Below are 13,330 nucleotides of genomic sequence, written 5' to 3' on the forward strand. Positions count from 1 at the left end.
GTCATTTTTATTTAAGCCCATCAACACTGAGTATTATTCAGCTTGAGGCTGCTATGAGGAGCGCATGAGAAAGCTTGCTTACTGTATTACTGCCCTAATGCTGGTTGGATGTAGTCGCGAATTCGTCGAAAGTATTTACGATGTGAACTACGAACCAACTAACCGTTTCGCAAAAAATTTGGCTCAACTTCCGGGTCAGTTTGAAAAAGATACAGTAGCACTTGATGCCCTCATCAATAGCTTCTCGGGCAATATAGAAAAGCGTTGGGGAAGCAAAGAAATTAAAGTTGCCGGTAAAAGTAACTACGTAAAATACATCGATAATTACCTCAGCCGAGCTGAAGTAAACTTCCAGCAAGGCAAGATTATCGTTGAAACGGTTTCACCAACCGATCCTCAAGGACACTTAAAAAGAGCGATTGTCACTACCTTACTCACCCCCGACGATCCTATGAATGTTGACCTTTTCTCATCCCAAGATATTGAGTTAAAAGGACAACCTTTTCTATACAACCAAGTACTAGATCAAGATAAGCAACCCATCCAATGGGGATGGCGGGCAAATCGTTTTGCTGATTATCTGATTGCCAACCAGATCAAAGTGAAGCAGGTGGATTTCAAAAAAGCCTATTACGTTGAAATTCCAATGGTAGAAGATCAGATTCAGATCCGAAGTTATCAGTACGCCAATATAGTACAGAAAGCCTCACGCAAATATGGCATCCCAGAAGATTTGATTTATGCCATCATCAAAACAGAGAGTAGCTTTAACCCTTATGCCGTAAGCTGGGCGAATGCATATGGTCTGATGCAAGTGGTACCAAAAACGGCTGGCCGGGACGTGTATAAACTGGTGAAAAACAAATCGGGTCAGCCATCGCCAGAGTATTTGTTTAATCCGGAAAACAACATAGATACAGGTACTGCGTATTTTTACATCCTAAAAAATCGTTATTTAAAAGATGTTCGCAACCCTACGTCTCTTGAATACAGCATGATTTCTGCCTACAACGGCGGCACAGGAGGTGTGCTTAACACCTTCAACCGAAACAGAAAAAGAGCAATGTCGGATCTTAACTCTCTGCAACCAAACCAAGTTTATTGGGCGCTGACAAAAAAACATCCCAATTCTGAATCGCGCCGTTATCTAGAAAAAGTGACGAAATATAAGAAAGAATTCAACGCACAGTGATAAAAAAACAGCAATTAGCTCAAAACAACAGCGATCAACACGCTTTTTAGTTTTTTTATCAAAAACAGGTTGACGCAGAGAGGGAAAATCCGTTTAATAGCGCTCCGTTGCCCGGATAGCTCAGTCGGTAGAGCAGAGGATTGAAAATCCTCGTGTCGGTGGTTCGATTCCGCCTCCGGGCACCACAATTTGATTGTTGGTGTTTTTAAAACATCAATGTGCATTAAAGAATATTAGTGTGCCGACTTAGCTCAGTAGGTAGAGCAACTGACTTGTAATCAGTAGGTCACCAGTTCGATTCCGGTAGTCGGCACCATTCTTTTGCCTCGATAGCTCAGTCGGTAGAGCAGAGGATTGAAAATCCTCGTGTCGGTGGTTCGATTCCGCCTCGAGGCACCATTATTTGGTGCGATTGTTCCTTTAGTTAGGAATACACACAAATAATTCCCCCTTAGTTCAGTCGGTAGAACGGCGGACTGTTAATCCGTATGTCGCAAGTTCAAGTCTTGCAGGGGGAGCCACTTTTAAAGCCAAGTCGAAAGACTTGGCTTTTTTCATTTCCGTATCTGAAACATTTCATAATACTTAAACTCTTATTTTAAGTTTCCCCTTCTAGTTTACTTTTTAGCTTGGTGATTATTTCCGAATAAAGTCATGCTCAACTTTAAAGCTTTCAAGCGTAAACACACTTTCATAGCAGACTGAAAACAAGAGCTTTACACAAGTTGGTGCCGCTATTTGGTCACTAATATCAGTGTTAACTCACTCTTAATGCGCCTTTATTAACAGAACCTCACTCTATTTATTAACGAAAATGGGCAAAAACGAGTCACTAAGTATAGAAAAGCAACAAACGATATTTTTTTTGCAATTTAGTGTTGACGTTAAAAGCGAAAAACCTTTTAATACACCCCGTTGCCTCGATAGCTCAGTCGGTAGAGCAGAGGATTGAAAATCCTCGTGTCGGTGGTTCGATTCCGCCTCGAGGCACCATATTTAAGTTGTTGGTGTTTAGAACGAGCAACAGAAAGAAAATTTGGGCCGACTTAGCTCAGTAGGTAGAGCAACTGACTTGTAATCAGTAGGTCACCAGTTCGATTCCGGTAGTCGGCACCATTCTTTCAAACTTGTCATCTAGATAAGTAAAAAACAATTCCCCCTTAGTTCAGTCGGTAGAACGGCGGACTGTTAATCCGTATGTCGCAAGTTCAAGTCTTGCAGGGGGAGCCACTTTTAAAGCCAAGTCGAAAGACTTGGCTTTTTTCATTTCCGTATCTGAAACATTTCATAATACTTAAACTCTTATTTTAAGTTTCCCCTTCTAGTTTACTTTTTAGCTTGGTGATTATTTCCGAATAAAGTCATGCTCAACTTTAAAGCTTTCAAGCGTAAACACACTTTCATAGCAGACTGAAAACAAGAGCTTTACACAAGTTGGTGCCGCTATTTGGTCACTAATATCAGTGTTAACTCACTCTTAATGCGCCTTTATTAACAGAACCTCACTCTATTTATTAACGAAAATGGGCAAAAACGAGTCACTAAGTATAGAAAAGCAACAAACGATATTTTTTTTGCAATTTAGTGTTGACGTTAAAAGCGAAAAACCTTTTAATACACCCCGTTGCCTCGATAGCTCAGTCGGTAGAGCAGAGGATTGAAAATCCTCGTGTCGGTGGTTCGATTCCGCCTCGAGGCACCATATTTAAGTTGTTGGTGTTTAGAACGAGCAACAGAAAGAAAAATTGAGCCGACTTAGCTCAGTAGGTAGAGCAACTGACTTGTAATCAGTAGGTCACCAGTTCGATTCCGGTAGTCGGCACCATTATTAAAAACGTATCTGCTTAAGATATGTAAAAACAATTCCCCCTTAGTTCAGTCGGTAGAACGGCGGACTGTTAATCCGTATGTCGCAAGTTCAAGTCTTGCAGGGGGAGCCACTTTCATTGATGAGTATATTTATACTTGTTGATAAAGCCGACTTAGCTCAGTAGGTAGAGCAACTGACTTGTAATCAGTAGGTCACCAGTTCGATTCCGGTAGTCGGCACCATTATTAAAAACGTATCTGCTTAAGATATGTAAAAACAATTCCCCCTTAGTTCAGTCGGTAGAACGGCGGACTGTTAATCCGTATGTCGCAAGTTCAAGTCTTGCAGGGGGAGCCACTTTTAAAGCCAAGTCGAAAGACTTGGCTTTTTTCATTTCCGTATCTGAANATTAAAAACGTATCTGCTTAAGATATGTAAAAACAATTCCCCCTTAGTTCAGTCGGTAGAACGGCGGACTGTTAATCCGTATGTCGCAAGTTCAAGTCTTGCAGGGGGAGCCACTTTTAAAGCCAAGTCGAAAGACTTGGCTTTTTTTCTATCCGTTGTTTGTCTATCTGTCATTTAAGATAGCAATAGTTTTCAATGGATGTAAAAAAGGGCAAGCATTGCTCACCCTATTCATTCCGATAGTATTTATTTGAAACCTTTCTCTTTTTTGATCAAGTCATAGGCTTGCTGAATTTCTTGAGATTTTTCTTTCGCGACATTCATCATTTCCGGCGGCAAGCCTTTAGCCATCAATTTGTCTGGGTGATGCTCATTCATTAACTTACGATAAGCACGTTTAATCTCTTTATCATCGGCACTTTCACTGACACCAAGCACGGAATACGCATCTGATAATCTATCTTGCGTTGAAGCTTGCTGCCACTGCCCTCCTCCAGATGAATATTGTTGCTGACGTTGTTGTCCGCCAAAACCTCCACCATGTTGGAAACGAAAAGAAGCTTCTTGCATACGTAGACGGCTTTCAAGTTGCTGTGAAGAAAAACCCAGTCCCTGAGCAATCTTATGCAATACGTTTCTCTCACTCGGATGAATATCACCATCAGCAAAGGCTGCAGATATCTGTAACTCCAGAAAGAACTGCATTAAGTCAAAACGACCTCCTGTGGAAATCCGTACTTTCTCAAGTACACTTTCCAAAGGGAAGTTTGCGTCCTTTCCTTCCCGGAAAGCGTTCTGTGCCGCCAAACGCTGTTCGCCATGCAGACTCATGCGATCCATCATGATGCTCGCCAACTGGATCTCTTCTTTGGTCACTTTGCCTTTTGCTTTAGCAACGTGCCCCATGACAGAAAATGCCGCTTTGAAGAACTCTTCTTGCCTTTCTGCTTGGCTCGGACCAGAACCAAAACTTCCAGTATGGATACCGGCTTGGTTTAAACGTCTAGCTTTATCAAATTGATGTCCAAGGAATAGACCAAAAATAGCGCCAAAGGGACCTCCGAACAGAAAGCCGAAGAAAGCGCCAAGAATTTTGCCAAAAATATGCATTATGTGCTCTCAATCTATGAATTTTTTAGGAGTAAAGCGGTCTGATAGTGCCGGGAGAGTGAATTTCCTTTATGATATCGAACGTTATCATTTAGCATTTGCTCCCAATATTGGAATTACACAAGTTCAACAGGATAGTACAATTCAATGTCACTTTTTTCCCGCTCATTTTTAGCTGTTTCTATTAGTGCTGCACTGTTTGCACCACAAATCCATGCAGAAGATACGCTAGATAACAGTGCGCAGAAGCTGCCTGCTATCGATCAGTGTCTTATTAATGAACCTGAACCAGAGAATCCAAACGAACAGCCTATCAATGTCGAAGCGGATAATCTAGAAGCAATTAATGGCGATAAAGCGACTTACTCTGGCAACGTCGTGGTTGTGCAAGGTAAAAAACGCATTGAAGCGGATAATGTTACTCTGCACCAGAAAGACAACATTGCCGTTGCCGAAGGAAATGTGAATTTCAGTGATGGTCAAGTTAAAGCGGTAGCCGATAAAGCAGTGAATAATCTCAATAACGATGAGATGACACTAGAAAACACACGCTACAAATTCCTGTGTGAACCTGGCCGTGGTGATGCTAAGTATGTGGCTAAGACGGGTAAAGCAGTTTATGAAATTGAAGACGGTTCAATTACCTCTTGTCCTGAAGATGATAACGCATGGCGTTTACGCGCATCCAGTATTGATATTGACCAAAATGAAGAACAGGCGACCTTCTACAACCCTCGTTTAGAAATTCAGAGCGTTCCTGTTTTCTATCTGCCTTTTTTAACGGTTCCGATTGGTGATACACGTAAAACAGGTTTCTTGTATCCAACCGTCTCGTATGGCACCAGAGACGGTTTCGAGATGGATATTCCCGTCTATTGGAACCTAGCACCAAATTACGATTTGGAAACCACTTATCACTACATGCAGAACCGTGGTTCGCAGCTTAACAGTGTGTTTCGTTACCTGAGCGATTTCGGCCAAGGTCAGATCAAATCTGAGTATCTCAACGAAGATCAGCTTCATTTAGATAAAGGCGCTCGTTGGGGATACCAATACGAACACAGCGGTATTTTCCAACAGGCATGGAAGTTTGAGGTCGACTACTCAAAAGTCAGTGATTACAGCTACTTCTCAGATTTGGATTCCAGCATCGGTAATCGTGAAGATGGCCAGTTGATTCAGGAAGGGCAAGTAACTTATCGTAGCCAAAACTGGGATACGTCCGTTCTGGTGAGACAGTTCCAATTATTACTCGAAGATCAAACCAGCGCTAACCAGCCTTATCGTTTAATGCCTCAAATAGCATTAAATTACTATGCTCCTGAACTGATGCGCTATTTGGACTTTGATTTGAAAAGCCATATCTCGCGCTTTGAGACAGACGGTGAAGGTAAACCATCAGCCACTCGTTTACACATCGAACCTGGCTTTAAGATTCCTTTAGCCAATACTTGGGGAACTTGGACTACTGAAGCTCGCCTGCTCGGAACCTATTACCAACAAGATATCAGTAATGTTGATACGTCTTACCAAGATAGTGATGGCGATGGGAAAAATGACAATGAATACTATGGCTTGCAAGAAAACGTTTCACGTGTGATTCCAGAGTTCAGAACCAATGCTGGTATTGTTTTGGAGCGTGATACGGTTCTCTTTGATAACTACACCCAAACGCTGGAACCGCAAGTTCAATATTTGTACGTGCCGAACAAAGATCAAAGCAATATCGGCCTTTATGATACCACCCTATTGCAAACGGATTACTATGGTCTGTTCCGCAGCCGTAAGTACAGTGGCGTTGATTACATCGCATCTGCAAACCAGTTCAGCTATGGTGCATCAAGCCGCTTTTTTGACGATGCATACAAAGAACGCTTAAACATCGCTTTTGGTCAAATTTTTTATATCGATAAGAAGTTTAAACCTTCCAATTACTCAGAAGAGAAAAATTCTGATTCAGGAAGTAAGACCAATTACTCTGCTTGGGCAATGGAGATGGACTTCAACTATGATGACTTCCTTTTCTACCACGGCGGGGTTCAATACGATGTTGACACCAGTGCGCTGCAATTGGCTAACAGCACTCTAGAATATCGATTCAATGATGGATTTATCCAGACTAACTATCGTTATGTCACCAAGGAATATATTGAAAACACTGTTGGTGAAAGCATTGATGTCGCCAATATCACCCAAGACGGCATCTCTCAAGCAGGTGTCATCGCAGGCTATCAGCTGTCTAGGAAATGGTATGCAAGTGCCCAATATTTCCACGACTTGACGACTGATGAAGCATTGGAATGGCTAGCGAACTTACGTTACACATCTGACTGCTGGTACATGGGTTTTACCTACAGCAATCAATTGAAGAGTTGGGGCACCACCAGCTTCAACGATGTGGCCTATTACAAAGACCCAGTTTACGAAAACAACTTTAGCTTTAACATCGGCATCATCGGTTTTGGTACCAGTGTTGGTGCGGGCTCTAGCATGACTGGGATTGACAGCGCTGGTAACTCTCTCAGCTATGGTCGTCCATTCTTCTTGAATAACTAATTTACGACTTAGATAACTATAAGTTATTAAGATAATAGGAATTTAAATGAACTTGTGGAAACACACCCTCTTAGGTTTAGTCGCAGCTCTAAGCGTGAGCAATGTTAATGCTGCACCAGTAGAACTTGACCGCGTTGCCATCATTGTAAACGGTGGTGTTATCTTACAAAGTGACATCGATAGTGCATTAAAAACGGTCAAAATAAATGCCAGTAGTAATGGTCAAGCTCTTCCAGAAGAGTCGGTTCTCCGTTCACAGGTAAGAGAAAAGCTCATCATCGATACCCTGCAACAACAAGAAGCTGAGCGTATTGGTGTAAGAATCGATGATGCTCGACTGAACGACGCCATTGGTAATATTGCCAAGCAAAATAATCAAACATTAGAGCAGTTACAAGCTTCGGTAAGTGCGCAAGGGCTCACCTACCCTGAGTTTCGTGAACAAATTCGCAAAGAGATGTCTGCCAGTGAAGCTCGTAATGCTATGGTTCGTCGCCGAATCAATATATTGCCAGCAGAAGTCGATACGTTGGCAGAGCTACTTGCGCAAGAAACCAATGCAACCGTTCAATATAAAATCAGTCATATCCAATTACGCTTCAGTGATAATCAAGATAAAGCACAGTTAGAAAAGCAAGCCAACGATCTGGTTGAACAACTTAACGCTGGTGCAGACTTTAGCAAAATGGCTTACAGCTACTCCAAAGGGCCAAAAGCATTGGAAGGTGGTAACTGGGGTTGGATGCGCAAAGAAGAGATGCCAACCATTTTTGCCGACCAAATCAAGATGCAAAATAAAGGTAGCATTATCGGGCCCTTCCGCAGCGGGGTTGGCTTCCATATCTTAAAAATTGATGATGTAAAAGGCCTAGAAACTGTGGCGGTAACCGAAGTAAACACTCGCCACATTTTGATCAAGCCAACCATTATTTTGAGTGACGAAGGCGCTAAAAAACAGCTCGAAGGCTTCATTCAGCAAATTAAAGCGGGTAAGGCGAAATTCGGTGACCTTGCACAACAATACAGCCAAGACCCAGGTTCTGCCGCGCAACATGGTGAATTGGGTTACCAAACGCCAGATTTATACGTTCCAGAATTCAAACATCAAGTGGAAACACTACCTGTTGGACAAATCAGTGAACCATTTAAAACTGTGCATGGCTGGCACATCGTAGAAGTACTTGATAGACGCGAAGTAGACCGTACTGACTCAGCTCTTAAAAACAAGGCTTACGGTATTTTGTTCAATCGCAAATTCAACGAAGAAGCCAGTGCTTGGATACAAGAGTTGAGAGCGAGTGCTTTTGTTGAAGAGTTAAAAGGTGAACAAGATGAAAATTAAGCGCATCGTGGTTACCGCTGGTGAGCCTGCTGGGATTGGGCCAGACTTAGTTTTGGCTTTATCTAAAGAAGACTGGACTCATCAAATCGTTGTTTGTGCTGATAAAAACATGTTGGCTGAAAGAGCGACAGCGTTAGGCATTAATGTTGAACTGCTTGATTACAACGCAGAAGTGTCACCGCAACCTCAGAAAGCCGGAACGCTAGTTGTTGACCACATCGCTGCCACTGTACCCGTTGTAGCTGGACACTTGGACGAGCAAAACGGCCATTATGTATTAAAAACGTTAGAAAGAGCCGCTTTGGGCTGTATGAATAATGAATTTGATGCTATTGTCACCGGCCCTGTACACAAAGGGGTGATCAACCGAGCAGGTGTAGCCTTTAGTGGGCACACTGAGTTTTTTGCTGAGCAATCTAATACGCCACTTGTCGTGATGATGCTAGCAACGGAAGGATTACGAGTTGCACTTGTAACCACGCATATTCCATTGGCATACGTTTCTAAAGCGGTGACCAATGAGCGTCTAGAAAAGATCATTCATATTCTCCACAAGGATCTCGTTGAGAAATTTGCGATTGAGCAGCCTACTATATATGTATGCGGCCTTAATCCTCATGCAGGTGAAGATGGAGTATTAGGTCGAGAAGAAATCGACACCATTACTCCAACATTGGAAAAATTACGTCAGCAAGATGGCATTAATCTGATTGGCCCACTGCCAGCAGATACCATCTTCAATGACAAATACTTGCAAAAAGCGGATGCCGTTTTAGGGATGTACCACGATCAAGTTCTTCCTGTATTGAAATACAAAGGCTTCGGTCGTTCTGTGAATATCACGTTAGGTCTACCTTTTATCCGAACGTCTGTTGACCACGGAACAGCATTAGATCTAGCTGCCACTGGTACAGCCGATATTGGTAGCTTTAGAACAGCACTCGCTCAAGCTATTGAATTAGTTGATAAGAAAACGAATTAACTTCGAGAACACTATGAGAAATGATGTCCACTTAGGACACAAAGCGCGTAAACGTTTTGGTCAAAACTTTCTAAACGATCCTTATATTATCGACGGTATCGTTTCAGCAATTAACCCACTTCCGGGTCAAAACTTGGTTGAAATCGGCCCTGGTCTTGGCGCTATCACTGAACCCGTTGGTCGTGAAGTAGATAAATTCACGGTTATTGAGCTGGACCGTGACTTGGCTGAACGTCTACGTAACCATCCTGAACTGGCAGATAAGCTGACCATTCATGAAGGTGATGCAATGCGTTTTGACTTTACTCAACTAGTAAAGCCAAACAACAAACTGCGCATTTTTGGTAATCTGCCATACAATATTTCTACGCCGCTGATGTTCCACTTGTTTGAATATCATAAAGACATCCAAGACATGCACTTTATGTTACAGAAAGAAGTGGTAAACCGCTTAGCTGCAGGTCCTGGTAGCAAAGCGTATGGTCGCTTGACAGTAATGGCTCAGTACTACTGTAAAGTAGTGCCGGTACTTGAAGTACCGCCAACGGCGTTTGTTCCGCCACCAAAAGTGGACTCAGCGGTCGTGCGCTTGGTTCCTTATGAAGAATTGCCTCACCCAGCGACGAGCCTGAAATGGCTAGATCGCGTAGTTCGTGAAGGTTTCAACCAGCGTCGTAAGACTGTACGTAACTGCTACAAAGCATTAATGTCGCTTGAAGTGTTAGAAGAGCTCGGAGTGAACGCTTCCATGCGTCCAGAAAACCTAACTCTGCCTCAGTTTGTGGCAATGGCAAACTGGTTAGATGCAAACCATACACACGAATAGTAAACTTTAAACAGGACGACATAGCTCGTCCTGTTGTTTTTCCTATCTTGATAAGGAGTTCACATGGATGTCTCTGCGCCTTGTATTAAGATTCAAGTTCATACCAAATATATCCCTGAACAATCAACTCCTGAACAAATGCGCTACGTATTTGCGTACCTGATTACAATTAAGAATCTAAGTTCTGAAACGGTACAGTTAATCAGTCGACGTTGGTTAATTACTGATGCTAATGGCAAACAACTGGTTATCGAAGGCGAAGGTGTTGTCGGTGAGCAACCCTTTATTGATGCCAACGATGAATATACCTATACCAGTGGAACGGCGATTGAAACTCCTGTCGGCGTAATGCAAGGACACTACATTATGCAAGACCATGAAGGAAACGAGTTTATCGCGAATATCGAGCCATTTCGTTTGGCCGTTCCCAACGTTTTAAACTAATCGGAGTAACAGTGGCGAATTATATTGTTGGTGACATCCAAGGCTGTTTTGACGAACTTCAGCTACTGCTTGAACAAGTTAGTTTTGATCCGAAAAAAGATACATTGTGGGTAGCGGGTGATCTCGTTGCTCGCGGCCCTAAATCTTTAGAAACATTACGCTTCATTCGTTCGTTGGGAGATGCTGCAAAAGTCGTGTTGGGCAACCATGATTTGCACCTCCTTGCGGTAGCCTGTGGCATTCATCCAATCAAAAATAAAGACAAAACACGCCCAATATTAGAAGCAGAAGACAGAGATGACCTACTGCATTGGTTGCGTAAACAACCACTGTTTTTAGAGCATGATGAGTTTGTCGTTTGCCATGCTGGTCTCTCTCCTAAATGGGATTTAGACACTGCGCGTGAATGTGCAAAAGAGATCGAATCTATACTGCAGAGCGATCGTTGGATGTGGCTGATTGAAAACATGTATTCCAACCAGCCAGATCAATGGCAAGCCGATCTTAAGGATCTGGATCGCTATCGTTACATCATCAACGCTTATACCCGAATGAGATTCTGCTTTATAGATGGAAGGTTGGATATGAAGTGTAAACTTCCTCCGTCAGAAGTCAGTGGTAATCTATTGCAACCTTGGTTCGACCTCAAAAATAGAGTGCCGATTGAAAAAACAATTTTGTTTGGACACTGGGCTGCACTGGAAGGATATCACGGCAAAGACGTGATTGGACTTGATACAGGATGTGTTTGGGGTGGACATCTGACTCTGCTGCACTGGGAAGAAAAGAAATTCTTCACTCAGGATGCACTCAGTGCCGCCGTTGAATAGAATGCAAATAAACAAAGCCCAGCGATAATGCTGGGCTTTGTCTTTTATAAGCAGGGGTTAAATACGTTCTAGAATCACAAATTTCATATCGTAGGCATTCTTTTCATCAGCCGAATAGGTTTCGCTATGGTTTTCCTGCCAGCCATCTCCCCAATCTGGGAACTGAGTATCACCTTCAACATCCGCATCTATATAAGTGATATACAGACGCTCTGCTTTAGGTAGACATTCTGCATAAACACTACCACCACCAATGATCATGACTTCTTCAACGTCACCTGCGATTTTAATTGCTTCTTCAATTGAGGTGGAAACTTTCACGCCTTCAATATTCAGATTAGGATCACGACTGATCACAATATTCAGCCTTCCCGGTAGAGGTCGCCCTATTGATTCGTAAGTTTTGCGTCCCATGACAACAGGCTTACCTAGAGTACAACGTTTAAACCAAGCAAAATCGGCAGGTAAGTGCCATGGCATTTGGTTGTCTTTGCCAATAATTCGATCGTTTGCCATCGCGGCAATCATACTGATGATCATTATTCTTCCCTATTCGACGATTACTTGTTCACACTGTCCGTTGACTAAACTACGGGTTTTCGGCGATAGAATAACAGCCCCGGCACCGCAAGACCAACCGCTAGACCGGCGATAATAAACATAGCCTTAAGGAAGTTCTCGAACAAGGTTTCTAATAGTTCAGGTCTGAAACCTAAATGGTTGATTTCCACCATAGCGATCATAGCTTTATAGGTGAAGACTCCGGGAACCATAGGGATTAGCGCAGCAACAGTAAACACTTTAGGATGAGCGAGAAACTTATGCGACCAATGAACGCCTATCATGCCTACAATGGTTGCGGCAAAGAAGGTTGCCCACTCAATCGGAATACCAAACTGCATCATTAAATAGCGAGAACCATGACCGATAGCGCCGCCCAGAGCGCAATATTTCAATGCAGGCACGGGCACATTGAACACCAATGCAAACCCAACCGCCGGAATAGAAGCAAAGAACATATCGTTAATAAGACCAAACAGTAATTGCCAATTTAACATCTCTACCACCCCCACACGTCGGTAATACTCATGGCTGCAATAATTCCCAGACATGTCGCTAACGTCAGTAAACTCGCCATCACAAAACGGGCAATACCTATGTTTACAAAGCCTTTGAGCATATCTGCCACCGAGTTAATTAAAGGAAAGCCCGGCACTAACATAAGCACCGAGGAAGCCATAACTATGGTTGGTTTATTACCGAGTTGATAGATAACTGCTTGTGCGGAAATGACAGACGTAACAAAAGCGGTCGCAGCAAAGTTCAACAACGGATTGAAATGACGATGGCCAATTTCCTGACGAACAAACATACCAACAGCAGAAGCAATAAAGGTGATAGCAAATACCGTCCAATCACCACCAGCAAGGTGGGAAAAAGAGGAACAGGACAAACCGATCATCAACACGACTAACCAACGGTTGTAGCGCTCAGGGCTAATCTGATTAAGTTTTTTCTGCGCTAAGGAATGATCAAGCAGACCTTTTTCCATCATGATGCAAATACGCTGAATCTGTGTCACCGCACGCATGTTGATACCACGATCGGCGCAACGTCGAGTTGTCGTAATACAGTGATCACTTTCCAGAGTCGTGACAACTAAAGATCCGGCTGAGAGTGAAACTTCCACTTCGGTCATGCCACAGGCACGCCCCATCCTTTCCATGATCCCAACCACCAAAGCACTTTCAGCGCCATGAGCTAGTAACATTTGACCTGCTTGTGCGATTAACCTTGATACGGCTCTCTGTCTGGATGCCATGATTCCTT

General features: G+C 43.0%; 11 protein-coding genes and 13 tRNA genes. 20 read left to right on the forward strand and 4 right to left on the reverse strand.

Going from position 1 to position 13,330, the window contains the following annotated elements:
• Window positions 1-64 precede the first annotated feature (64 nt).
• From mltC to HUO09_RS19840, 14 genes are all read left to right on the forward strand, one after another.
• Window positions 65-1,192 carry a membrane-bound lytic murein transglycosylase MltC gene (mltC, locus tag HUO09_RS19775; protein ID WP_167413104.1) on the forward strand — a complete coding sequence of 376 codons (1,128 nt, stop codon included), beginning with the start codon at window positions 65-67 and terminating at the stop codon, window positions 1,190-1,192.
• A gap of 109 nt (window positions 1,193-1,301) precedes the next feature.
• Window positions 1,302-1,377 (forward strand) — tRNA-Phe (locus tag HUO09_RS19780).
• Between the two features lie 55 nt (window positions 1,378-1,432).
• Window positions 1,433-1,508, forward strand: a tRNA-Thr gene (locus HUO09_RS19785).
• A 7-nt stretch (window positions 1,509-1,515) separates the two neighbouring features.
• A tRNA-Phe gene (locus HUO09_RS19790) sits at window positions 1,516-1,591 on the forward strand.
• Window positions 1,592-1,637: 46 nt separating this feature from the next.
• Window positions 1,638-1,713, forward strand: a tRNA-Asn gene (locus HUO09_RS19795).
• A gap of 396 nt (window positions 1,714-2,109) precedes the next feature.
• Window positions 2,110-2,185: transfer RNA gene (locus HUO09_RS19800), tRNA-Phe, on the forward strand.
• A gap of 47 nt (window positions 2,186-2,232) precedes the next feature.
• Window positions 2,233-2,308, forward strand: a tRNA-Thr gene (locus tag HUO09_RS19805).
• A gap of 38 nt (window positions 2,309-2,346) precedes the next feature.
• A tRNA-Asn gene (locus HUO09_RS19810) sits at window positions 2,347-2,422 on the forward strand.
• 396 nt (window positions 2,423-2,818) lie between these two features.
• A tRNA-Phe gene (locus HUO09_RS19815) sits at window positions 2,819-2,894 on the forward strand.
• Window positions 2,895-2,941: 47 nt separating this feature from the next.
• A tRNA-Thr gene (locus HUO09_RS19820) sits at window positions 2,942-3,017 on the forward strand.
• Between the two features lie 39 nt (window positions 3,018-3,056).
• Window positions 3,057-3,132, forward strand: a tRNA-Asn gene (locus HUO09_RS19825).
• Window positions 3,133-3,168: 36 nt separating this feature from the next.
• Window positions 3,169-3,244: transfer RNA gene (locus HUO09_RS19830), tRNA-Thr, on the forward strand.
• A gap of 39 nt (window positions 3,245-3,283) precedes the next feature.
• Window positions 3,284-3,359 (forward strand) — tRNA-Asn (locus HUO09_RS19835).
• 88 nt (window positions 3,360-3,447) lie between these two features.
• Window positions 3,448-3,523 (forward strand) — tRNA-Asn (locus HUO09_RS19840).
• A gap of 133 nt (window positions 3,524-3,656) precedes the next feature.
• On the opposite strand, the gene djlA is transcribed toward HUO09_RS19840, so the two are convergent.
• A complete protein-coding gene (gene djlA / locus HUO09_RS19845; RefSeq protein ID WP_188235099.1) occupies window positions 3,657-4,520 on the reverse strand; it encodes a co-chaperone DjlA in 864 nt (287 codons plus the stop codon).
• 147 nt (window positions 4,521-4,667) lie between these two features.
• On the opposite strand from djlA, the gene lptD reads away from it, so the two are divergent.
• The 6 genes from lptD (at window position 4,668) to apaH (ending at window position 11,500) form a co-directional block, all read left to right on the forward strand.
• Window positions 4,668-7,076, forward strand: coding sequence for an LPS assembly protein LptD (gene lptD / locus HUO09_RS19850; RefSeq protein ID WP_188235100.1), 2,409 nt, complete (start codon window positions 4,668-4,670; stop codon window positions 7,074-7,076).
• Window positions 7,077-7,122: 46 nt separating this feature from the next.
• Window positions 7,123-8,418, forward strand: coding sequence for a peptidylprolyl isomerase SurA (gene surA, locus HUO09_RS19855; RefSeq protein ID WP_188235101.1), 1,296 nt, complete (start codon window positions 7,123-7,125; stop codon window positions 8,416-8,418).
• Window positions 8,408-9,400 carry a 4-hydroxythreonine-4-phosphate dehydrogenase PdxA gene (gene pdxA, locus HUO09_RS19860; RefSeq protein WP_167411650.1) on the forward strand — a complete coding sequence of 331 codons (993 nt, stop codon included), beginning with the start codon at window positions 8,408-8,410 and terminating at the stop codon, window positions 9,398-9,400. Before surA ends, pdxA begins: the two co-directional genes overlap by 11 nt.
• Before the next feature lie 13 nt (window positions 9,401-9,413).
• Window positions 9,414-10,226 (forward strand): 16S rRNA (adenine(1518)-N(6)/adenine(1519)-N(6))-dimethyltransferase RsmA, encoded by an 813-nt coding sequence (gene rsmA / locus HUO09_RS19865; RefSeq protein WP_188235102.1) that lies wholly within the window; start codon window positions 9,414-9,416, stop codon window positions 10,224-10,226.
• Window positions 10,227-10,289: 63 nt separating this feature from the next.
• Window positions 10,290-10,670 (forward strand): Co2+/Mg2+ efflux protein ApaG, encoded by a 381-nt coding sequence (gene apaG, locus HUO09_RS19870; protein ID WP_188235103.1) that lies wholly within the window; start codon window positions 10,290-10,292, stop codon window positions 10,668-10,670.
• Window positions 10,671-10,681: 11 nt separating this feature from the next.
• Window positions 10,682-11,500 (forward strand): bis(5'-nucleosyl)-tetraphosphatase (symmetrical) ApaH, encoded by an 819-nt coding sequence (gene apaH / locus HUO09_RS19875; protein ID WP_188235104.1) that lies wholly within the window; start codon window positions 10,682-10,684, stop codon window positions 11,498-11,500.
• Window positions 11,501-11,557: 57 nt separating this feature from the next.
• On the opposite strand, the gene folA is transcribed toward apaH, so the two are convergent.
• Genes folA through HUO09_RS19890 form a run of 3 tightly spaced genes read right to left on the reverse strand, consistent with a single transcriptional unit; the run spans window position 11,558 to window position 13,322 of the window.
• Window positions 11,558-12,040: a type 3 dihydrofolate reductase gene (gene folA, locus HUO09_RS19880; protein WP_167411646.1), complete on the reverse strand. Its 483-nt coding sequence runs from the start codon at window positions 12,038-12,040 to the stop codon at window positions 11,558-11,560.
• A 44-nt stretch (window positions 12,041-12,084) separates the two neighbouring features.
• Window positions 12,085-12,558 (reverse strand): threonine/serine exporter family protein, encoded by a 474-nt coding sequence (locus HUO09_RS19885; RefSeq protein ID WP_188235105.1) that lies wholly within the window; start codon window positions 12,556-12,558, stop codon window positions 12,085-12,087.
• A gap of 2 nt (window positions 12,559-12,560) precedes the next feature.
• Window positions 12,561-13,322, reverse strand: coding sequence for a threonine/serine exporter family protein (locus HUO09_RS19890; RefSeq protein WP_188235106.1), 762 nt, complete (start codon window positions 13,320-13,322; stop codon window positions 12,561-12,563).
• Between the last annotated feature and the right edge of the window lie 8 nt (window positions 13,323-13,330).

Source organism: Vibrio sp. Y2-5, from assembly GCF_014596725.1.
In the GTDB taxonomy this organism is placed as follows: domain Bacteria; phylum Pseudomonadota; class Gammaproteobacteria; order Enterobacterales; family Vibrionaceae; genus Vibrio.